The 20,765-nt window shown below is 70.7% G+C and carries 15 protein-coding genes; 6 read left to right on the forward strand and 9 right to left on the reverse strand.

Annotation, left to right across the window (positions count from 1 at the left end; all coding sequences use genetic code 11):
- Positions 1–91: 91 nt before the first annotated feature.
- Both VT85_RS28765 and VT85_RS23075 read right to left on the reverse strand, forming a co-directional pair.
- Positions 92–1,066, reverse strand: coding sequence for a DUF1553 domain-containing protein (locus tag VT85_RS28765; RefSeq protein ID WP_068420336.1), 975 nt, complete (start codon positions 1,064–1,066; stop codon positions 92–94).
- Positions 973–2,886: a DUF1549 domain-containing protein gene (locus tag VT85_RS23075; RefSeq protein WP_197490955.1), complete on the reverse strand. Its 1,914-nt coding sequence runs from the start codon at positions 2,884–2,886 to the stop codon at positions 973–975. The genes VT85_RS28765 and VT85_RS23075 overlap by 94 nt, the downstream gene beginning before the upstream one ends.
- Before the next feature lie 247 nt (positions 2,887–3,133).
- Here VT85_RS23075 and VT85_RS23080 point away from each other — a divergent pair, with 247 nt between their 5' ends.
- Positions 3,134–4,369, forward strand: a complete 1,236-nt coding sequence (locus VT85_RS23080) for a M14 family zinc carboxypeptidase (RefSeq protein WP_068420338.1) — start codon at positions 3,134–3,136, stop codon at positions 4,367–4,369.
- Between the two features lie 49 nt (positions 4,370–4,418).
- Here the strand turns inward: VT85_RS23080 and VT85_RS23085 are convergent, their stop codons facing one another.
- From VT85_RS23085 to VT85_RS23100, 4 genes are all read right to left on the reverse strand, one after another.
- Entirely contained in the window at positions 4,419–4,997 is a 579-nt protein-coding gene (locus VT85_RS23085) for a hypothetical protein (RefSeq protein ID WP_068420339.1), read from the reverse strand.
- A 57-nt stretch (positions 4,998–5,054) separates the two neighbouring features.
- Positions 5,055–6,527, reverse strand: a complete 1,473-nt coding sequence (locus VT85_RS23090; RefSeq protein WP_068420340.1) for a DUF1501 domain-containing protein — start codon at positions 6,525–6,527, stop codon at positions 5,055–5,057.
- Positions 6,528–6,640: 113 nt separating this feature from the next.
- Positions 6,641–7,249, reverse strand: coding sequence for a hypothetical protein (locus VT85_RS23095; protein WP_068420341.1), 609 nt, complete (start codon positions 7,247–7,249; stop codon positions 6,641–6,643).
- 45 nt (positions 7,250–7,294) lie between these two features.
- Entirely contained in the window at positions 7,295–10,270 is a 2,976-nt protein-coding gene (locus VT85_RS23100; RefSeq protein ID WP_197490956.1) for a DUF1549 domain-containing protein, read from the reverse strand.
- Positions 10,271–10,492: 222 nt separating this feature from the next.
- Here VT85_RS23100 and VT85_RS23105 point away from each other — a divergent pair, with 222 nt between their 5' ends.
- Positions 10,493–10,921: a hypothetical protein gene (locus VT85_RS23105; RefSeq protein ID WP_068420342.1), complete on the forward strand. Its 429-nt coding sequence runs from the start codon at positions 10,493–10,495 to the stop codon at positions 10,919–10,921.
- 96 nt (positions 10,922–11,017) lie between these two features.
- Here VT85_RS23105 and VT85_RS23110 read toward each other — a convergent pair whose 3' ends face one another.
- Positions 11,018–13,126, reverse strand: a complete 2,109-nt coding sequence (locus VT85_RS23110; protein WP_197490957.1) for a hypothetical protein — start codon at positions 13,124–13,126, stop codon at positions 11,018–11,020.
- A 419-nt stretch (positions 13,127–13,545) separates the two neighbouring features.
- Between VT85_RS23110 and VT85_RS23115 the strand changes: the two genes are divergently transcribed.
- The 4 genes from VT85_RS23115 to eno all read left to right on the forward strand — a co-directional run bounded on the left by VT85_RS23115 (position 13,546) and on the right by eno (position 18,656).
- Positions 13,546–14,361 (forward strand): hypothetical protein, encoded by an 816-nt coding sequence (locus tag VT85_RS23115; protein WP_197490958.1) that lies wholly within the window; start codon positions 13,546–13,548, stop codon positions 14,359–14,361.
- 286 nt (positions 14,362–14,647) lie between these two features.
- Positions 14,648–15,694, forward strand: coding sequence for a DNA integrity scanning protein DisA nucleotide-binding domain protein (locus VT85_RS23125; RefSeq protein ID WP_082858827.1), 1,047 nt, complete (start codon positions 14,648–14,650; stop codon positions 15,692–15,694).
- Positions 15,695–15,863: 169 nt separating this feature from the next.
- Complete coding sequence (locus VT85_RS23130) at positions 15,864–16,625, forward strand: serine aminopeptidase domain-containing protein (RefSeq protein WP_068420346.1); 762 nt, start codon at positions 15,864–15,866, stop codon at positions 16,623–16,625.
- A 735-nt stretch (positions 16,626–17,360) separates the two neighbouring features.
- On the forward strand, positions 17,361–18,656 hold the full coding sequence (gene eno / locus VT85_RS23135) for a phosphopyruvate hydratase (protein ID WP_068422530.1): 1,296 nt from the start codon (positions 17,361–17,363) through the stop codon (positions 18,654–18,656).
- Between the two features lie 114 nt (positions 18,657–18,770).
- Here the strand turns inward: eno and VT85_RS23140 are convergent, their stop codons facing one another.
- Together VT85_RS23140 and VT85_RS23145 are read right to left on the reverse strand one after the other, a co-directional pair.
- A complete protein-coding gene (locus tag VT85_RS23140) occupies positions 18,771–19,214 on the reverse strand; it encodes a hypothetical protein (RefSeq protein WP_068420347.1) in 444 nt (147 codons plus the stop codon).
- A 118-nt stretch (positions 19,215–19,332) separates the two neighbouring features.
- A complete protein-coding gene (locus tag VT85_RS23145) occupies positions 19,333–20,457 on the reverse strand; it encodes a family 16 glycoside hydrolase (protein ID WP_082859041.1) in 1,125 nt (374 codons plus the stop codon).
- Between the last annotated feature and the right edge of the window lie 308 nt (positions 20,458–20,765).

The raw sequence follows: 20,765 nt of genomic DNA on the forward strand, positions 1-20,765 counted from the left end.
CACACCCAACACACTCCCCACCAAGGCTTTACGCCGCCACCCCCAACACACCGGCCGGCGCGAACGAACCCAATTCGGACCGGCGACCAGCTCAGGGAGCATAAACGAATTCATTGGCGTTATAGAGGGCCCGGCAGAACGAGGGGGCGCCGTGGGAGCGGATCAGGGCGGCACCGGCGGCGCGTTCGGCGGGGGTCGGCGGGCGGGCCAGCGCGAGGGCGAACCCCCGTTCGACCTGCTTCTCGGGGTCGGGCCCGGCCTCGGCGGCGATCCGCCTGGCGAAGGCATCGGCCTGCTGGACGACGAAGCCGCTGTTGAGCAGGTCGAGCGCCTGCAAGGCCGTGGTCGAGGTGTTCCGGCGCGGGGCGACGAGCGCGGCGTCGGGGCAGTCGAACGAGCCGAAGGTCGGGTCCTGCTGGCTCCGGGGCTTGAACTGGTAGACCATCCGGCGGAAGGCGTCCGGCCCCAGCTCGGCGCGGGGCTTGTAGATGGCGACGTAGTTCGAGTTCTTCTCCCAGATGTTGTAGCCGGGGCCTCCCATCTGGGCGTCGAGCAGGCCGCTGGCGGAAAGGACGGCGTCGCGCACGGCCTCGGCCTCCAGGCGGCGGGGGGTCATGCGCCAGAGCAGGCGGTTCTGGGCGTCGACCTCGCGGGCCTTCGGATGGATCCGGGACGACCGCCGGTACGCGGCCGAGAGGACCATCAGGCGATGGATCGGCTTGAGCCGACTCCCCTCGGCGATGTAGCGCGAGGCCAGCCAGTCGAGCAGCTCGGGATGGGACGGCGGCCCGCCGTTGAACCCGAAGTCGCTGGGCGTGGCGACGATCCCCCGGCCGAAGTGGTAGTGCCAGAGCCGGTTGACCATCACCCGCGCCGGGAGGGGGTTGGCCGGATCGCCGATCCATCGAGCGAGGGCGAGCCGACGCTCGGCCTCGGGGGCTCCGGGGGAGGCGTCCCAGTCCCACCCCGGATTCACGGCGGCGATCGCCGACGGCGAGACCTCGGCCCCCGGCTGCATCGGGTCGCCGCGGCGGAGCAGGTGCGTCGGCCCCGGCTGGCTGAACATCCCCGCGTAGATCGCGATCGTGTCGCCCAGCCGACCGAGCTCGGCGGCCAGTTCGGCCCGTCGGCCGCGCAGCTCGTCGCGACGCGCCGCGTCGTCGGCCGCGAGGGCCGGGGCGGGCGCTTCGGCGGCTCCCGGCTGGGGGTGGCGCGGTCGAGCGACGTGGCGACGACCCGCCAGGCGTCGGGGGTCTCGGCGGCCTCGATCACGTAGTGGACCGGCAGACGGTCGCGATACGCCCCCTCGCGGTCGCGTCCCCAGACGACGCGGTCGATCGCGACGGCCTCGGGCCAGGCGACGGTCGCCACCCCCCGGCCGGGCGAGTGCGAGATCCAGCTCCGGCCGTTGCCGAGCCGGCCGTCGTTCAGGTGGGCGATCTTGTGGATCGCCGCGCCGGGGTACTCGGACGACGCCGAGGCGGTCCCGCCGGCCGTCGCCAGGGCCACGTTCCTCGGGGAAGGCCCGGCGGAATAGACCTCCAGCTCGTCGAGGCAGGGCTCGTTCGAGTCGCCGGTCGCCAGGATCGTCATGCGGACCATCCGCGCCTTCACCGCCGCGAACCGCTCGACGTTGCGCCGGGGGTCGACCATCGGCCGAGTCGGGGCGTCGGCGTCGGGCCGGGCGAGGGGTTCGAGGCCGTCCAGCTCCAGGTCGACCTTCGACATCTCCTCGCGGACGACGGCCGCCCGCGATCGGCGTTCCTCGACGTCCGCCGCCTCCACCTGACGCGAGCCGTGGTTCACGCCCGCGAACACCGCTTGCAGGCCGTAGTAATCCTTCTGCGAGATCGGGTCGAACTTGTGGTCGTGACACCGGGCGCAGTTGACGGTCAGGCCGAGGAACGCGGTGCTGGTCGCCGTGATGATGTCGTCCAGGTCGTCGGCGCGCTGCTGCTTCATCCCCTCGATCGCCAGGTTGCCGACGATGTCGTGGGTGCCGCCGACGAGGAACCCGGTGGCCGCCTGGGTGAGCCAATCGTCGCCCGGCTCGGGGGGGAGGGCGTCGGCCGCGAGCTGCTCGGCGACGAACCGGGGGAACGGCGTGTCGCGGTTGAACGACCGGATCACGTAATCCCGATACGGCCAGGCGGCGGGCCGGGGCATGTTCGTCTCGTACCCTTCGCTCTCGCCGAACCGGACGACGTCCAACCAGTGCCGCCCCCAGCGCTCGCCGTATCGCGGGCTGGCGAGGAGCCGGTCGACGAGCTTCTCATACGCCAGCGGATCGGGGTCGGCGACGAACGCGGCGACCTCCTCGGGCGTCGGCGGCAGGCCGGCCAGGTCGAACGAGACGCGGCGGATCAGGGCCGCGCGGTCGGCCTCGGGCGCCGGGGTCAGGCCGGCCTCCCCGAGTTTCGCCAGGACGAAGGAATCGACGGGCGTGCGGACCTGGGCCTCGGCTTCGGGGTCGAGCGTCGGCGGCGAGACGCTCGCGATCGGCCGGAGCGACCACCAGTCGGCCCCGGCCCTCGGGGGGGCGATCGGCTCATGGGAGTACGCAGCGCCCGAGGCGACCCAGGCGCGGAGGGCCTCGACCTCGTCGGGCTTGAGCGGGGTCTTGGGAGGCATCTCCCCCCCTTCGACCTTCTCGACCAGGAGGCTCTCCTCCGGCTTGCCGGGCTCGACCGCCGGGCCGCTGTCGCCCCCTTCCAGGGTCGAGGCCCGCGTGCTCAGGTCCAGCCCCCCCTTCTTCGCGTCCGCCCCGTGGCAACGCACGCAGGAGTTCGCCAGGACGGCCTCGGCCCTGGCGGCCGTCGCGACGTCCTCGGCCGAGGCCGATGTCGCCCAGAGCACTCCCGCGGCCGCGATCCATGTCCGCATCATGACGCTCCTGGAGGGAGGCGGAAAATCTTCAACCGATCTCCAACATGATAGCGGCGATGACCGCCGGATTGTAGCAGGTCGATCTCGCGGGGGCGTCCCATGGGTCTCATGCTGGCGCGATCATGTGACCAGGCCGAAGCGGATGGGCGCTTGAGGATCGGCCCTCCCTGCCGTACGATCGGCGCGGCCGACGGCGGTCCTCGTTCGACTTCCGGGCGTCCCGCACCGTCAGGGGAGAATCCGTCGCATGCGTCTCACGAGCCCCCTGAGATCCGGATGGCTGCTCGCGCTCCTGTTCGCGGCGGTCGCGCCGGCAGCCGAAGCCGCTCCCGAGGCGGACGGCTTCGAGTACATTGACACGGGCTTCGAGAACGCCTCGCCGCTCTGGTACGAGACCGGGCCGGACGGTGCGATCCTCGTGCACCTGCTTTACGACCACGAGCGGTCGTCGCCGAACCGGGCGGCGGGGCACATCCACTTCCGCCTCCACGCCCGTCCGGGCGCCTCGCTGACCCTGGAGTTCCGGAATCTGGACAACGTCTGGAACGGCCGGAAGGCGTCGGTCGCCGGCGAGTTGAAGGTCGCGGTCGTCTCTCCGGACGGGAAGGCCTGGAAGCCGGTCGCGCTGGAGCGGCTCCCCGGCGACCGCGTCCGCCTCGCCGTCACGATGCCCGGCCCGGTGCTTTACGTCGCGCGCGTCGAGCCTTATCGCCTGTCGGACCTCGACCGATGGCTGAAGGCGATCGCCACGAATCCGCTGGTGGAGATCGCGCCGATCGGGCGGACGGCGGAGGGGCGCGAGCTGGAGATCGTCCGGGTCGGCCGCCCCGACGCGCCTTATCGGGTCTTCCTCAGGGCCCGGGCGCACCCCTGGGAGCCGGGCGGGAACTGGGTCGTCCAGGGGCTCGTCGCCCGGCTGCTCTCGGGCGACGACGAGGCGAAGCGTCACCTGGAGCGGTACTGCGTCTACATCCTGCCGATGGCGAACAAGGACGGCGTCGCGCTGGGCCGGACTCGGTTCAACCTTCGCGGCAAGGATTTGAACCGGGACTGGGGGCGGCCGGCCGACCCGGGGCTCTCGCCGGAGAATCACGCCCTGGAAGCCTGGCTGGAGGAGATGATCCGGCGCGGCGAGCGGCCCCACCTGGCGCTCGAGCTGCACAACGACGGCGACGGCCGACTGCACGTCAGCCGCCCGCCGGTCGAAGGGCTGGAGCGCCACCTGGACCGCATGAAGACCCTGGAGGCGCTGCTCCGCGAGCACACCTGGTTCACCGAGGGGAGCACGACGGCGGAGTTCCGAAACGCCGGGACTCTGGGCGAAGGCTGGCTCCAGCGATACGGCGTCGACGCGGCGGTCCACGAGCTGAACGTCAACTGGATCGCCGGCCTCCAGGACTACCCCTCGGCCGCTCACTGGGAACTCTACGGCGGCCAGCTGGCGCGGGTCTTCCACGAGTACTTCGACGCCGTCCGGCCTTGATTCGCCTCTCGTGACACGAGAGGCCGGGGCCGGGGCCGCCCAGGACGGATCAGAAGTCGTCGCGACGCTTGCCCGCCAGGTTTTGGAGCTGGGCTTCGAGCCAGATCTGGATGCGGTCGGCGGTGGGGAAGCGGGTGAGCATCAGGGCGAGGAGGACGCCGGCGACGAGGATCGACGCGGCGTGATGCTCCATCATGTAGGCGATCCCCGCGAAGAACGCCGCTCCTTCGTTCAGGGCCGACGCGACGATGAGCTGGGAGATGTAGACGGGCAGCAGCTTCTCGACGTCGCCGGCGGGATAGATCTGCTTCGCGCCCGGGGGGGCGTCGGTGGTGGAGTCGGGCGAGAGGCCCTTGGCGATCCCCCGGAGGGCGCCGTCGACCATCACCCGAGGCAGGGCCAGCGACATCACCACGCTGACCGCGCCGAAGCCCACGGCCAGGGCCGTCAGGATCGGCAGGCCGAGGATGTCCGGCCCGGCCGCGCCGGGGGCGGGCTGCGGGCCGACGCCGGCGGGCAGGACCAGCGTGATGATCGCCCAGAACATCACCACGCCCATCACCAGGGCGGCGATGATGATCTGCGCGGTTCGGGTGGAGCCCTGGAGAGCGTCTGCGTCTTTCATCATGGACACGGGAGGGCCCCTTTAGGCGACGGTTTCGGCGTCTGGATCGGCTTCGATTCGTCAGGCCAGGAGGTCGGTGATCACATGCCCGTGGACGTCGGTCAGGCGGCGGTCGACGCCGTTGTTGCGGACGGTCAGACGGGTGTGGTCGACGCCCAGCAGGTGGAGGATCGTCGCGTGCAGGTCGTAGACCTCGGTCGGGTGCTCGCGGTCGATCGGCTTGAAGCCGGTCTCGTCGCTGGGGCCGTAGCTCACCCCAGGCTTGACGCCGCCCCCCACCATCCAGCTCGTGAAGCAGTGGGGGTTGTGGTCGCGCCCCTTGCCCCCCTGGCTCGACGGCATCCGGCCGAACTCGGTCGTCCAGAGGACGATCGTATCCTCCAGCAGGCCCGTCCGCTTGAGGTCCTGGATCAGGGCCGACGCCCCCCGCGCCATCCCCAGGGCGAGCGGGCCGTGGTCCTGCTCGACGTTCTCGTGCGAGTCCCAGTTCCGGCGCGGGAAGCCGTTGTCGTTGCCGCTCCAGATCTGGACGAAGCGGACGCCCCGCTCCAGCAGCCGACGCGCCGCCAGGCAGCGACGGCCGAAGACGATCGTCTCCTCCTCGGCGTTGATCTCGGCCGGGAACGACGACGGGATGTGATCGAGCCCGTAGAGCTTCAGGACCTCCGGCGGCTCATTCGAGATGTCGAGCGCCTCGGGCGCGGCGAGCTGCATGCGGGCGGCCAGTTCGTAGCTCTGGATGCGGCCTTCGAGGCGGTCGTCGCCGGGCCGGGCGTCGGCGTGGGCGCGGTTGAGCCGATTCAAAATGGCGACGCCCGCGTCGTCCCCCGCGCGGCCGGCGAAGGCGACGCGCTCGTCGGGGAACAGGTCGGCGATCGGCGTCTTCGCGCCGGGGTTCACGACGGTCCCCTGGCACCGCGAGGGGAGGAACGCCGCGTCCCAGTTCTTGGAGCCGTTCGACGCCAGGCCGCGGGGGTCGGGGAGGACGACGAACGACGGCAGGTCGTCGCTCAGCCGTCCCAGGCCGTAGGAGACCCAGCTCCCCATCGACGGGAACCCCGGCCGGTTGAAGCCGGTGGTCTGCAGGAGCGTCCCCTGGCTGTGCACGCCCGTCTTGCCGACCATGTTGTGGATGAACGCGATGTCGTCGACCACCGCCCCCAGGGGCGCGACGACCTCGGAGAGCATCTTGCCCGACCGTCCGTAGGGCTTGAAATCCCAGATGGGACGCAGCCAGGGGCCGAGCCCGTCCTGGAACGTCTCCACCTTCTCGCCGAAGCTCGACGGCCGGCCGTGGAGCTTGATCAGGTCGGGCTTGAAATCGAACAGGTCGACGTGGCTCGCCCCGCCGGCCATGAATAGCTGCACGACCCGCTTCGCCTTCGGCGCATGATGCAGCCCGCCGTCCGGCCGCAGCTTCAGCCCGCCGCCGACCGCGTCGGCCGCGAGCAGGCCGTCGGCACCCAGCAGCCCCGCCAGCGCGAGCCCGCCGAGGCCCCCCCCGCTCTGCCATAAGAATTCACGACGGTGCATTCAAGCCCTCCGACGGGGTCGTCTTCCGCTCCACGTGGCCGTTCACGATAACCGCCGCGACGCGGGCCGCGAGCGACCAGAATCCAGGTCGCCCTTCCGCACGCCGCCCCGATTCATGCGTTGGGGCCCGTCGACGGAGGACTGAAGAAGTATTCGATCACCTTCGGCGAGCGTCTCTCCAGGTCGGCCCATTCATCGCCCGGGAGGACGGCGTAACACCAAGTGTCCGAGCCGTGATTCCATCGGCTCGATCGGAACTCGATCCCCGAGGGGACGACTTGTTGGACGCCCCGAACCACATGATCGAAGTCATCGTCTCTCGGCCCATAGCTTACGACAACCGGGGGCCCATCGCCGCAGGAGAGTCGCCCCGTATCCCCGCCATCCGCGTCTTCTTCCAGTTCAACCCGAAGGGGGACGCCCAGAAGGCCGAGCGCGTCGGCTGCGTAGCCAAGCCCCGCTTCCAACGGAGAACGCCAATCGACCGTGATGATGTAGGGGCTATCGAAGAGCACCGAGTCGAAATCCTTCAAGTCGAAGCCGTCCACCTTCCCATCGCCCTCCCCCTCTTTGACCCACCGTTCGTAAGTGGACGTCGACCGCGTGATCCCGAACGTCGCGAGGATGTGATTGGCGTCGTCGAGCGGGATCCGGTAGGCCTCCGGGTCCTCCGCCCGTCGTCGCAATCGGCCGAGGAGGCCTGAGATGATCCGCCCCAGCACGTTTGCCCCCCCGCCGTCCCGACGACCGTCCGGCTGATCGGCCGATTAATCCACGAACACAAATTCATTCATATTCAGGATCACCCGACACGCGCTCGCGATGCCATGCTCGGCCGCCAGGGCGTCGAGGCCGGACAGCTCGTCGGCCGAGGGCTCGCGGGCGAGGGCCAGCGTGAACGCCTTCGACACCTGGGCGCGGCGGTCGCCGGCCGGCTCGACGCGGGCGGCGAGGGCCTTGGCGCAGGTCAGCATCAGGCCGTTGTTGTAGAGGGCCAGGGCCTGGAGAGGCGAGACCGACTCGCCCCGTTTGTCGACCTGCATCGACGGGTCGGCGCAGTCGAGGACCGTCATGAACGGCTGCGGCCTGGAGCGGGCCAGGAACCGATAGATCGACCGGCGTCGGATCGACGGGTCGTCGGGACGCATCAGGTCGTATTCATAATGCGGCGAGTGCTCGGGCCGCTCCATCACGAACTCCCGGAACGCCGGGCCGTACATCGCCGGGTCGAGCAGGCCCGAGACGGCCAGCGCGGAGTCGCGCACGGCCTCGGCCTCCAGCTTGCGACGGGGGGACCGCCAGAGGAAGGCGTCCTCGGAGTCGACGGCCTCGGCCGCGGGGTCGCCGGTCGACGCCTGGCGATACGCGGCGCTGGTGAGGATCAGCCGGTGCAGGGTCTTGAGCGACCGGCCGCCGTCGCGGAACTCGACGGCCAGCCAGTCGAGCAGTTCGGGGTGGGTCGGGGCCTGCCCCATCTTGCCGAAGTCGCTGGTCGTCGCCGCGATCCCCCGGCCGAAATGGTACTGCCAGACCCGGTTGACGATCACCCGCCAGGTCAGCGGATTGCGGTCGTCGACCAGCCACTTCGCCAGCGCGGCGCGACGCTCCCCCTCCGGGCGGTCGGGCGAGACGTGCAGGTCGCCGGGGAGTTCGCGAAAGACGTTCAGGGCCCCGGGGCCGACCTCGTCGCTCGGCTTGTCGACGCTGCCGCGAACGAGGATGTAGATCGGCCTGGGACGGCCGCCGTCGGGCCCGGTCCCCCGGAAGGGGCCGTCTCCGCCGTCGTGGATCGTGGCGGCGTAGACCATCTTCGGGGCCGGCAGGGCGGCCTTCTCGGCGTCGAGGCGGTGGATCGTCTCGTCGACTTTCGCCAGGTCGTCGCGGACGGCCGGCTCGACGGCCCTCGCCAGTAGGGCTTCGCGCTCGGCCTTGAGGCCTTCGAGGTCCGCCGACTCGCGTCCCGGCGCGATCCCGTCGACGAGGTTGTCGGCGCGCCATCGCGGCGGGGCCTCGATCGAATCGAGCGCCGAGACCTTCGACCCGGCGGCGACGTTCGCGCCCGACGGATCGAAGACCTCCAGCTCGCCGAGGGCCAGATGGTAGTCGTTCTGCCTTTCGGCGAGTCGGGTCGCGGTGACGCGGACATAGCGGCCGACGGCCTTCGCGGGGAAGACCAGCGGCGCGACGCCCGGCCTGGGCTCGTCGGCCCCGGTGCGGTCGGCGAGGATCGCCACGCCCCGGGCGAACGTCGGGTCGTCGGACGTCTCGATCTTGTAGCGGGCGGGGAAGCCGAACCCGTCGCCGATCCCGTTGAACGAGTCGCGGCAGGGCCAGAGGGCCACCCGCGCGACCTCGACGGAACGGCCGAGATCGACCTGGACCCATCGGGCCTCGTCGTCGCGAGCGGCCAGGGCGCTGTGGTAGCCGTACTCGGGACGCTCGGCGCCGGGCTCGGCGGCCGAGGCGAGGCGGCGGTCCAGCTCGGCCAGCGCGGGGCCTCCCTGCGCGGCGACGAGGTCGTGCAGACGCCGACGCTCGCGATCGGCCTTCGCACGCCCGGCGGCCAGTACGAGCGCCTTGCGGGCGACGGCCGGATCGTCGTGGAAGGGGCGGTCGGCGCGGTCGACGGCGGCGAAGACGGCCTGGAGGCTGTAGTAGTCCTTCTGGGCGATCGGGTCGAACTTGTGGTCGTGACACTGGGCGCAACTGACGGTCAATCCCAGGAACGTGTTGATCGTCACGCTCACCATGTCGTCGCGATCCATGTGGCGGGCGACCTTGCCGTCGGACTTGGTCTCGGGGACCTCCGCATGGCCGACGAAGTCCCAGGGGCCGGCGGCGAGGAACCCCAGTGCGGCGACGGCCTCGGGGGAGTCCGGGAAGAGCACGTCGCCGGCCACCTGCTCGGCGACGAAGCGGTCGTACGGCATGTCCGCGTTCAGGGCGCGGACGACGTAGTCGCGATAGGGCCAGGCGTTGGGCCGGGGCTTGTCCTTGTCGTAGCCGTGCGAATCCCCGTAGTGGGCCACGTCCAGCCAGTGCCGCGCCCAGCGCTCGCCGTATCGCGGGCTGGCGAGGAGCCGGTCGACGAGCTTCTCGTAGGCCAGCGGATCGGGGTCGGCGGCGAACGCGGCGACCTCCTCGGGGGTCGGCGGCAGGCCGGTCAGGTCGAACCAGAGGCGGCGGGCGAGCGTGCGGCGATCGGCCTCGGGCGAGGGTTTCAGCCCCTTCTCCTGGAGCCTGGACCGGACGAAAGCGTCGATCGAGTTCCGCGCCGGGGGGGCGTCGGCGAATTCGGCCCGGGCGGGGACGGCGGGCCGCTCCAGGGGCCGGAGCGACCACCACGAGCGGGGGTCGTCGTCGCCGGGCCAGTCGGCCCCCTGGTCGATCCAGGTGCGGAGGATCGCCACCTCCTCGGTCGTCAGCCGCCCCCCCTTGGGGGGCATGACGCGGGACTCGTCGAGCCCGGCGACGAGCTGGACGAGCAGGCTCTCGGCGCCGTCGCCGGGGGTGATCGCCGCCCCCTCGTGGCCGCCGCGCATCGCCGACTTCCGGCGGTCCAGCCGGAGCCCCGACTTCTGCGTCTCGGAGCCGTGGCAGGCCGTGCAGCGCGCGGTGAGCAGGGGGCGGACCTCGGCCTCGAAATCGATCCGGCGGTCGATTGCGGGAGGGACGGCGTCCTCGCCCGCGACCGGGCGGACGAACCCGAGCACCATCGCCAGAATCAGGGCCGATCGAGCCATGTCGTGCGTTCCTGGAGGCCGCTTTCCACAAGCCACAATGTCCTCTTCAGCATAGCTCCCCCGCCGGGCCCTGGCGAGGGGGCGCCCCGTCGGGGGCGGCTCGCCGCGACCCTGAATTTTCTCAAAGACGGATGCGGCCGGCATGGGCGTTGCACCTGGCTCAATGACCTTCGGGCGGGGAATCGCCCGTCCCCGAGGAACGACCCAAGGAGATCGACGCATATGAAGACTTCCAGGCATTTCTTCGCCGCGACGGTCGCGGGGCTCGTCGGCATCATGGCCGTCGGGGGAGTGGCCCGCGCCCAATCGGGGAGGGTGCTCGACTTCGGCCGGCCGGGAGGGCGCGTGATGATCGATCCGGGCCGCCCGGGGGGCCGCCTCATCCCCGGGTATGATCCGGGTCGGCCGGGAGGCCGCGTGGTCCCCGGGCAGCCGGGCGGCTATCCCATGGGTCCCCGGAGCCGTTACGGTCGCGGCCGCTGGTATCCGCCGCCGCGCTACGGGCCGCCGCGCTACGCGCCGCCGGTGGTCGTCCAGCGCTACCTGATCCCGAGCGCGTACGTCGGCGTCGCCCCCGGCTACATCATCAACTACGGCGGCGTGAACTACATCACCAACGTCGACGGCACCATGTCGCCGTACGCGTATTGATTTTCGATCCCGCCCGGGACGGCGGACGGCCTCGGTCGACGGTCCGTGGGGACCCGACCGAGGCCGTCGCTCGCGCTTCGCCCGTCGCGTCGAGGTTCACGCCTGCGGGCGGTCGTGGGGCTGCGAAAGGGGGCCGATCTGCTGGAGCTTGGGGACGAACGTCACGCCGCCGCGGCTCCCCGCCGAGCGGGCCGTCGAGGAGATCACGACGTTGTCGCGGCGGTTGATGCGGACGTGGGCGACCGGCTCGCCCACGATCGCCGAGTTCGTCACCTGCTGGAACGAGACGAGGTTCAGCAGGCCCGCGTTGTTGACGACCATGCCGTCGGCGGTCGTCCCCCGGATCGACTGGATGGTCCCCTGGACGTCGATCAGGACCGAGCCGGCGATGTCGGGGCGGAAGCTCTCGCTGAGGTCGGAGAGCTGGTTGCCGTAGGCCAGCACCACCGTCCCGCGACGGCTCTGCGTCTGCTGGCTGAAGAGCTGGATCGTGTTCGGGGCCGGGGCGCCGTTGGTCGTCCCGGTGTTCACGGCGAGGTTGCGGTCGATGCTGCCGACCGCCGTGGCCACGTCGTTCGGGTTGCCGGCGGGGATGGGGACGAAGGTCCCTCCCGGCGTGAACGCCTGCTGCTGCACGGTGCTGAACCGGTTCACCAGATTCAGGCCCCCCTCGGGGTCGGCCGTGGTCGTCGCGGCCGCGACGTTCAGGTAGCCGAGCTGGTTCTCCAGGGGCTGGAGCGTGTTGAAGGGGGCCGCGACCGTCGAGTAGACCTGGAACGAGCCGGGCAGGCCGGTGAGCCCGCCCAGGAGCGAGAGGCCCGCCGGCGGCGTGTAGGGGGCGGGGTTCGCCGGCGGGGCGACGGCCGTCCCGGCGGCGAGGCTGGCGGCCACGTCCACCTGCCGGAGCTGATTCTCGGCGACGCTGCCGATCACCGTGACCGAGTCGGTCGAGCCCATCTCGCTGAAGCCGGCCGGGACGGAGAACGAGCCCAGGCCGGTCCCGAACGTCGCGTCGTACACCGAGACGTTCGACGCCGCGTTCACCAGCAGCACCTGACGCTGGCCGACCCGTCCCAGGGCCACGCCCACGTCCGCCGGCGCGCCCGCCACGGCGATCGGCGCGAAGGCCGCGTCGACGACGCCGGTCCCCTGGTTCAGGTCGATCTGGAAGCGGAGCACCCGGCCCGTGACCGGGTCGTAGCCGAAGATCCGGGCGTCGGTCTGGACGTCCGGAACCACCGGCAGGCGGCCCTGGACCCGGTCGATCGTCAGGACCACGCCCGGGGGGGGCGGCGGCGGGCCGGGGTCCGGGCTCTCGTTGGTCTGGAGGGCGATGTCGCCCGCCGAGACGAACTCGCCGTCGGAGCCGGCCAGCGACTGCACGAAGAAGATGTCGCTGATGACGTTGTTCTGGATGTTGGTCGAATCGGTCGAGCTGCTCGACCCGACGTCGATGATGTTGGCCAGGCTGTTGTTGTAGGTCGGCGTGTTGCCCCGGGTGTCGCTGCGCTCGGAGGCCGGCAGCGTCACGCTCTCGGGCAGGGCGCGAAGCTGGATCTGCGAGTTCGGCCCGGCCGACCGCAGCCCCATCACCCCGATGCCCGCCGTGACGTTCACCGTGCCGTTGGGCACCAGGTCGAACTGCCTCAGGTTGATCATGCCGATCAGGGGCGAGCCGATGCCGCTGACGCTGTTCAACGCGCCGCTCTCCGCCTGGTCCCGACTGTACACCGAGGCCAGGTCCGCCCGGCCCGTCCCGCCGTGGACGTTGGCGACGATCTTGGTGTAGGCGTTGCTCAGGTCGTACCGCAGGTTCAGCGCCCCGGCCGAGTCGACGTAGGTCCCTTCCAGGCTCCCGCGACCCTGGATCGAGAGCACCACCCGCGTCCCTCTCGGCGTGGTGTACGAGAATTTCTGGAAGTTGTTCGAGAACCCCCCGCTCGACCCCTGGGCCGGGATCGCCGCGCCGCCGCGGGCCATGAGCGGCGCCGCCGTCTCGGCGATCCGGGGATCGTACGGGGCGTCGCCCGGGTCGGCGGTCGCGGCGACGTCGACCTGCGCCAGGGTCATCGGGTCCACGCCCGTCCCCCCGGCGAGTGCGCCCATCGGGTCGGCGCTCATCACCTGACGCGCTTCAAGGCCCTCCATGATGGGCCGAACCCGACGCATCAGGCTCCTCCTGGTGTCCGACGGCGAGCGTCCCATCGCATTCCTCCCTGAAACCTTCCGGGCGACGACCGATTCGTCTTGATCTCGCGATCAGACGGCTTCCTCCTCTCATTTCGGCAATCCCGGCCGCCCGCATAACTCGACTTTCCCGAACGACCTTCGCGAAACGCGAACCCGGAAAGTTGAAATCTGGAAAAGCTGGGGGAAACAACGAATTCAGGGGGTCTGGAGGCCGACGAATCTGGAAGATCGCTCAGGCGATTCCCACCCCTTCCGACCCCGACGTCCCCTAGCGGCCGACAATCACGCCCGTTACATTGGCGGGATGTTTCCGCCGGGACGTACTGGTAGCGGGAATGGAAACGAAGTCGACGTCGGGAACGACGAATTCCCCGGACGCGGCCGGCTCCCGCCGACGCGCCGAGACCGGCGACGAGTCGAAACAAAGGAGAACGATGGTGTTGCGCCGCAACGTCTTGCTTGCATGGTCCGCGGGCCTCGTGATGTCGTTGAGCGTCCTCGGCCTGGGCCGCGGCCTCGCCCAGGAGGCCAAGGTCGAGGCTCCCAAGGAGGAGCCCAAGGTCGAGGTGAAGGCCGAGGAGCCCAAGGTCGAGGCCCCCAAGGAGGAGCCCAAGGCCGCGGCCGAGGCCCCCAAGGCGGCCGAAACCCCGGCCGACACCGCCCCGCCGACGATCCCCCCCGAGGTCGAGGCCAAGCTTGAAGCCGCCCGCAAGGCCGTCGCCGAGGCGATCGTCGCGGCCCAGGACGCCGGCCTGGTCGACTCCTCCATCGACCCGCCGCCGATCCTCGACATCCTCATCCAGGGCTACGCCAACGACGGCAAGCTCCTCAAGAACAAGGACGGCAAGAAGCCCTACGCCGTCAGCCCCGAGGTCCTGGGAGCCTGGTTCACCGGCTACGGCAAGGTCGAGGGCGTCGACTACGTCAAGGACGTCCGGATCGTGAACCCCAACGCCGGCCTCAAGGCCTGGTACGACCAGCGCGCCGCCATCCTGAACCGGACCATCGAAGCCGTCCGCAAGGAAAAGGCCGCCGCCGCCCCCGCCGAAGCCCCCAAGGAAGAGCCCAAGGTCGAGGCCCCCAAGGAAGAGCCCAAGCCCGAAGCCCCCAAGGAGGAGCCCAAGGCCGAGGAAGCCAAGCCCGAAGCGCCCAAGGCTGAAGAGGCCAAGGTCGAAGCTCCCAAGGAGGAGCCCAAGGCCGAAGAAGCCAAGCCCGAAGCGCCCAAGGCCGAAGAGCCCAAGCAGGACTGATCAGGAAGCGACGGTAAGCCGTCGCTGCCTTGCCATCCGGTCTCGCAACCCCTTCCCCCTCGCGGGGGAAGGTGGCCCGCAGGGACGGATGAGGGGGAAGACGGGCGCGAAACCCGTCGGAGTCCTCGGTTCGACCACCTTGACGGCCCCCTTCTCCCCCGCCAGGGCGGACGAGCCCCGGATCGAATCGCTTCCCAACCGCATCCGCAAAGGTCCGCCGCGCCCGGAAGGTCCTTCCGGGCGCCGTTCTTTCGACATCCCGACCGACTGACCGAGGCAGGATTTCGTGACGCCGCCCAACACGTCCAAGGGGACCGCCGCACTGCCGATCCTCTCGATCGCGTCGGGGTCCGCGCAGCGCCTGGGGGCGTCGGCGGTCCTGGTCATGCCCGAGGGCCCGCTGGAATGGGACCTCCTCCGCCCGGTGGCCAACCACGGCACCGGATTCCTGATCGCCAGCTCCTCCGCTCGCCAGCTCGAGGCCGTCCGCAAGGCGGGGCTGGTCGCCATCGAGCTGGAGCCGAGCGAGGCGGCCATCGCCGAGCGGATCACGCTGGCCTTGATCGAGGCCGTCGCCAACGACCACGTCAAGGCGGGCGCCCGCGTGGTCGTGGTCTACTCCGCGTTCGAGGCCGAGGCGCTGGACTCGATCAGCGTCATCCGCCTGGGCGAACACCTGGAACGGCTCTCCGCCCGCGACCTCCGGGCGCTGGAGACCTCCGTCCCGTTCGACACGCTCAAGGCCGTGGTCGACACCGCCGTCGAGATCGGCCGCGAGGGCCGCGAGGGGAAGGCCGTCGGCTCGCTCATCGTCGTCGGCGACGTCCGCAACGTGCTGACCCGCACGCGCCCCCTGGGCTTCGACCCCTTCAAGGGCTACAAGCGCAAGGAACGAAACGTCCGCGACCTGCGGGTCCGCGAGGCGATCAAGGAGATCGCCCAGATGGACGGCGCCTTCGTCGTCGCGCGCGACGGCACCGTCGAGGCCGCCTGCCGCCTGGTCGACGCCCCGGTCGCCGGCCTCACGCTCTCCAAGGGGCTGGGGACGCGCCACTGGGCCGCCGCCGCCATCACCAGCGTGACCAAGGCCATCGCCGTGGTCGTCAGCCAGTCCAACGGCACCGTCCGCATCTTCCAGGACGGCGAGGTCATCCTCCGCATCGCCCCCATGCGTCACGCCCGCGCCATGAAGTGGCAAGACGCCGAGAGCGAACCCGGCGAACCCCCGCGCCCTCGCGAACGGGATCGGGAACGGGACAAGGAGAAATCCGCCAAGGCCGCCGAGAAAGCGGCCGAGAAGCCCCCCGAGAACGCCCCCCCCAAATCGGCTTGACCTGGCGCCCGCGAGGCCGCATCCTCGACGAGCGCCCGAGCCGTGCGGGCCCCGCCGCCGGCGATCACGCCGCCAGGAGCGATCCCATGCGCCAATCAACGGTTTCGGTCATGGCGGAGCCGCGAACGACCCGGCGGCGGCCGTCCAGTCCCGGCGACGAAGGGGCCTCATGAGCTGGTTCCGCAAGCGTGACGCCGATCGCACCTCGGCCGCCGCCGCCGTCGCCGCGATCACCGATCCCGCCACCCCGTGCGAGGGCCTGGTGCTCGTGGCCGACGGCATCGGCGGCTTCGACCTGTGCGGAAAGGCTCTCTCGCGATGCGTCCGGCGTGCGGGGCTGGCCTACACCACCTGGATCGTCCGCTGGGGCCACGGCGTCGGCCGCTGGTACGCCGATCTGACCAACGCGGCCGACTGCGCCGCCCGCGCCGGCGACGTTGCCGAGACCGTGCGGCTGTTCCACGACCAGCGCCCGGACGTCCCCATCTTCCTGGTCGGCAAGTCGGGGGGATGCGCGGTCATGGTGCAAGCCTTGGAGCGGCTCGACGCCCCGCTGGTCGAGCGCGTCGTCCTGCTAGCCCCCGCCCTCTCCCCCGGCTACGACCTGACCCGCGCCCTGGGACGCGTCCGGCGCGAGGCCGTGGTCTTCTGGTCGCCGCTCGACGTCTTCTTCCTGGGGCTCGGCACCGGCGTCTTCGGCACGTCCGACCGCGTCCGGGGCCGGGGCGCCGGGCTCGTCGGCTTCCGCCCGCCGGGGCCCACCGACGCTCCCCATCGGGTCGAGGCCTATCGCAAGCTCCGCCAGGTCCGCTGGTCCCCGAAGATGAGCTCGACGGGCTATTTTGGCGGCCATCTGGGGCCGGATTCGCCGCGCTTCCTGTCTAAATACGTCGTGCCCTTGTTGCGGATCGAAGGGGCGGAAGACGCTTGAATCCGGGGCCGGCGATCAAGCCGTCGCGAGGGCCGGGCCGATATCCATAGGGCCGCCAGAGGGCTCCTCCGCCCCGGCGGCCCCCTCCCTCGCGGACGGCTCCGCGAGCGTCGGGAACGCGGTCCCTCGGCCCCTGCCGACGGCCCCCGCTCCGGACGCTCGCGCCGTCGCGGCCCCCGGCCGGTCTTCCACAGACCGGCGCGCCGCCGACGGACCGCTCCACGAGAACTAGCGCCGGGGAATTGCACCGCGCGGCGGCCTCCGCCTCCTCTCCAGGAGACGACCACCCCTTGACCCCCTCTAAGCATCCGAGGGGCGGGGGCCGCCCGCACTCGCCTTCCCCCGAAGAACCGGCGCAAACACCCAAGAGATCGCGACTTCCCGAACGGACGCCGAGCCCCCGACGCGGACGCCGGCCCCGCCCGGGCCGACCAGCGTCTTGACCGCTGGGGGTGGTTGTCGGATAAAACAGGGAGCCAACGGCGCCCCTCGTCCGGCCCTCCGCGATCGCGAAGGCGCCCGGACCGCGCGATCGCCGACCGGGCCCCCGCCCGTCGCGATCCCGAAAGACGCCCCGCCGGGGCCCGCCCGGACTCCGGCCGAGCCGACCACGGCGGCCGAACCGAGATCGGAGCCGGAGCCTGCGCGAGTCGAGGCCGGCCGATCTCCGGGCGAACCACCCGGCCGAGAAGCCCATCCCAATACAGGAATCCGAGGAGCATTATGAGTAAGTCGATCGCAGCGATCGCCCAGGTCAAGGGCCGCGAGATCCTGGACAGCCGCGGCAACCCGACCGTCGAGGTCGACGTCGTCTTGGCCGACGGGACCCTCGGCCGCGCGGCGGTCCCCTCCGGGGCGAGCACCGGCATCTACGAGGCCGTCGAGCTGCGCGACGGCGACAAGAAGCGGTATCTGGGCAAGGGCGTCCAGAAGGCCGTCGCCAACGTCAACGCCGCGCTCGCCAAGGTGGTCGTCGGCCGCGACCCGTCCGACCAGATCGGCCTCGACCGCGCCATGATCGAGGCCGACGGCACCCCCAACAAGGGGAACCTCGGCGCCAACGCGATCCTGGGCGTCAGCCTGGCCGCCGCCAAGGCCGCCGCCGCCGCCCACGGCCTGCCCCTCTATCGCTACATCGGCGGGGCCAACGCCCACGTCCTCCCCGTGCCGATGGCCAACATCATCAACGGCGGCAAGCACGCCGACAACAAGATCGACTTCCAGGAATTCATGATCATGCCCGTGGGAGCCAAGAGCTTCTCCGAGGGCATCCAGGTCGTCGCCGAGATCTTCCACACCCTCAAGTCGGTGCTCAAGAAGGCCGGCCACAACACCAACGTCGGCGACGAAGGGGGCTTCGCCCCCAACCTCGACAACGAAGAGGCCATCAAGTACATCCTCGACGCCACCGCCAAGGCCGGCTATGAGCCCGGCCGCGACAAGGACATCGCGATCGCCCTCGACTGCGCCAGCTCCGAGCTGTTCGACGAGGGGGACAAGAAGGGCTACAAGTTCTGGAAGTCCGCCCCGGACAAGCTCTTCTCCAGCAAGCAGATGATCGAGCTGTTCGCCGAGTGGGTCGCCAAGTACCCGATCATCTCGATCGAGGACCCGCTCGACCAGGACGACTGGGCCGGCTACACCGAGTTCACCAAGGAACTCGGCGGCAAGGTCCAGATCGTCGGCGACGACTTCTTCGTCACCAACACCGAGCGGCTGGCCCGCGGCATCGCCGAAGGGGCGACCAACAGCATCCTCATCAAGGTGAACCAGATCGGCACCCTGAGCGAGACGCTGGCCTCCATCGACATGGCCCACCGCGCCGGCTACACGTCGGTCATCAGCCACCGCTCCGGCGAGACCGAGGACGCCACCATCGCCGACATCGCCGTCGCCACCAACGCCGGCCAGATCAAGACCGGCTCCGCCAGCCGCTCCGACCGCGTCGCCAAGTACAACCAGCTCCTCCGCATCGAGGAAGAGCTCGGCCAGGACGCCGTCTACGGCCCCGGCCCCAAGGCCCGCGGCTGAGCCGAACCCGTTTGAACGACGCCCCGGCGCGAAATCCCGAAGTCGCGCCGGGGAGTTCGGCCTCCCCGACCCCCACGCCCTGCTCTGGTTGGTCCGGGACGACCGCCTCGCCCATCAGGGCTTGCACCGCTCCCATTTCTCGTCGATCTTGAAGTCCCGTCCGTCCAGGCGGATCGTCCCGACCTTCGTGAAGGTATCTCCGTCGAGTTCGATGGTGAACTCGAACGACTTGCCCACGAACGATTCAACGACCGCTCCACCGCTCGCATACTCGATGGTCTCGGTGAATTTGCCCCCTTCCGCCTTGTAGCGACCGCCAGCGAGGGCGAGAACCTTACCGTTCTGGGCGACCGTCCAGACGAACCGTCCGCCGACGATGTAGTCGATCATCTCCGCGCCGTCGGGGGACCCCTGATATTCCTGGGCTCCGCCGTTCCTCTGCCCGACCTGCCTCCAGGCCCCTTCGAGGGGCCCCGGCTTTTCCTGGGCCCGCGCGGTCACGGCGAGCGAGGGGAAGGCCACCAGACCGATCACAACCATTTGGATCGCGCGGTTCATGGGCGTGTCCATCAGGGGGTCTTGTCGAACGAAGGGTCATGCGAGACAGCATGCCCTCGGCGTCCCGATCAGCGACGACGGCCCGCGACTCGGCTCGACGCGGGCCGTCGTCGTTTGCTCATTTCTCGACCCGTTTCAGCGGCCGGGGCGAGCCGTCGCCGATGGTGAGTTGCACGGCCTTCGCGCGGCCCTTTTCGTCCTTCTCGAAGGTCAGGCCCCCCTGGGTGTAGGGGAGGACGAACTGGAGCGGGGCGATGGGGACGATCCGCAGCGGGGTGGCGCGGAAGGGGAGCCTCATCAGCAGGTCGTCGCCCTGGCGGGTCACCTCGATCGTCAGGCCGCGCTCCTCGGCCTGCTCCGCATAGGAGCCGGCCAGGGCGTCCAGCTCGGCGGCGGGGAGGGCGACGACCTTCGGCTCCTGGCGTTCGGCGTCGGTGGGAGGGCGGCGTTCGGGGAGCTTGCGGAGCCAGATGTTGCGGAACTTGACCGGGTGGCCGTGGTCTTGCAGCTCGATCGGGCCGGTCGAGACGCCCGGTTCGTAGGCGACCGCCTCCAGCCACGAGGTCCCGCCGACGAGCGACTCGTTGTCCTGCACGAGGACACCGTTGAGGAACGCCGAGACCCGCGCGGGCTCGCGGAGGGCGCCGTCGGGGCTGAACCGGGGGGCGCGGAAGGCGATGTCGTAGGCCTGCCACGCGCCGGGGGGCTTCGTGGCGTTGTAGAGCGGCGGATACTGGCCGTAGAGGGCGCCAGCCATGCCGTCGGCGTAGGTGTCGGCCTTGTAGGAGTCGATGATCTGGAGTTCGAAGGCCCCCATCACGAAGAGGCCGCTGTTGCCCCGGTTCTGGCCGGTGCCGACGGCCGGGTCGGGCGAGGCCCATTCCAGGTGGATCTGGACGTCGCCGAACTCCTCCTTCGTGCGGATCGCCCCCTTGCCGGGCGCGACCGCGAAGCCGCCGTCGGCCACGGTCCACTCGGCCGGGCCGCCCGACGCCGACTCCCAGGCGTCGAGGTTGCGGCCGTCGAAGAGGACCACGGCGTCCGGGGGGGCGGGGGCGGCGAGCGACCAGTCGGCCGGTTCCGCGACGGTCGGCTTGGGCCGGTGGACGTCGTGCTGACGCCAGCCGCTGGGGGTCGGGATCGAGGCGACGCGGGGCTGATCCCCGGCCGTCGCCAGCGAAGCCGCGACCACCGCCGAGCCTCCCAGGACGATGCGACCAAGCCGGACTTTGCGGGCGCTCATGATGCGGAATCCTCGATCCAGGTCGGCGCGGGAGCGGGCCCCCGCCGCGACCACGACCCGTCGTCGGAGGACCCCGCCGGCCCGCGCGGCGACATCCGGCGGGACGGAAAAAACGGAGCAGAAAATGTCGAGGCTCAGTATACTCCTCATCGGTTCGGAAACGAGTCCCTCGCGAAAAAGGCCCTCTTCGCCGCTCGCCCGGCCTTGCCCGATCGTCGTGCACGGCTTGCCTGAACGTCGGGCGTCATTGCGGCGGGGGAGCCCGCGAGAGGGACCTTTGGGCTCATGGCACGATTTATGCTCCGTCC

The organism is Planctomyces sp. SH-PL62, from assembly GCF_001610895.1.
Taxonomy (GTDB): domain Bacteria; phylum Planctomycetota; class Planctomycetia; order Isosphaerales; family Isosphaeraceae; genus Paludisphaera.

Coding starts and splice junctions, on each gene's coding strand:
- VT85_RS23075 (WP_197490955.1), bottom strand. CDS start 2,886: ATGATGCGGACATGGATCGCGGCCGCGGGAGTGCTCTGGGCGACATCG.
- VT85_RS23145 (WP_082859041.1), bottom strand. CDS start 20,457: ATGAGCGCCCGCAAAGTCCGGCTTGGTCGCATCGTCCTGGGAGGCTCG.
- VT85_RS23115 (WP_197490958.1), top strand. CDS start 13,546: ATGGTGTTGCGCCGCAACGTCTTGCTTGCATGGTCCGCGGGCCTCGTG.
- VT85_RS23110 (WP_197490957.1), bottom strand. CDS start 13,126: ATGGGACGCTCGCCGTCGGACACCAGGAGGAGCCTGATGCGTCGGGTT.
- VT85_RS23090 (WP_068420340.1), bottom strand. CDS start 6,527: ATGCACCGTCGTGAATTCTTATGGCAGAGCGGGGGGGGCCTCGGCGGG.
- VT85_RS23080 (WP_068420338.1), top strand. CDS start 3,134: ATGCGTCTCACGAGCCCCCTGAGATCCGGATGGCTGCTCGCGCTCCTG.
- VT85_RS23085 (WP_068420339.1), bottom strand. CDS start 4,997: ATGATGAAAGACGCAGACGCTCTCCAGGGCTCCACCCGAACCGCGCAG.
- VT85_RS28765 (WP_068420336.1), bottom strand. CDS start 1,066: ATGTTCAGCCAGCCGGGGCCGACGCACCTGCTCCGCCGCGGCGACCCG.
- VT85_RS23140 (WP_068420347.1), bottom strand. CDS start 19,214: ATGAACCGCGCGATCCAAATGGTTGTGATCGGTCTGGTGGCCTTCCCC.
- VT85_RS23105 (WP_068420342.1), top strand. CDS start 10,493: ATGAAGACTTCCAGGCATTTCTTCGCCGCGACGGTCGCGGGGCTCGTC.
- VT85_RS23100 (WP_197490956.1), bottom strand. CDS start 10,270: ATGGCTCGATCGGCCCTGATTCTGGCGATGGTGCTCGGGTTCGTCCGC.
- VT85_RS23130 (WP_068420346.1), top strand. CDS start 15,864: ATGAGCTGGTTCCGCAAGCGTGACGCCGATCGCACCTCGGCCGCCGCC.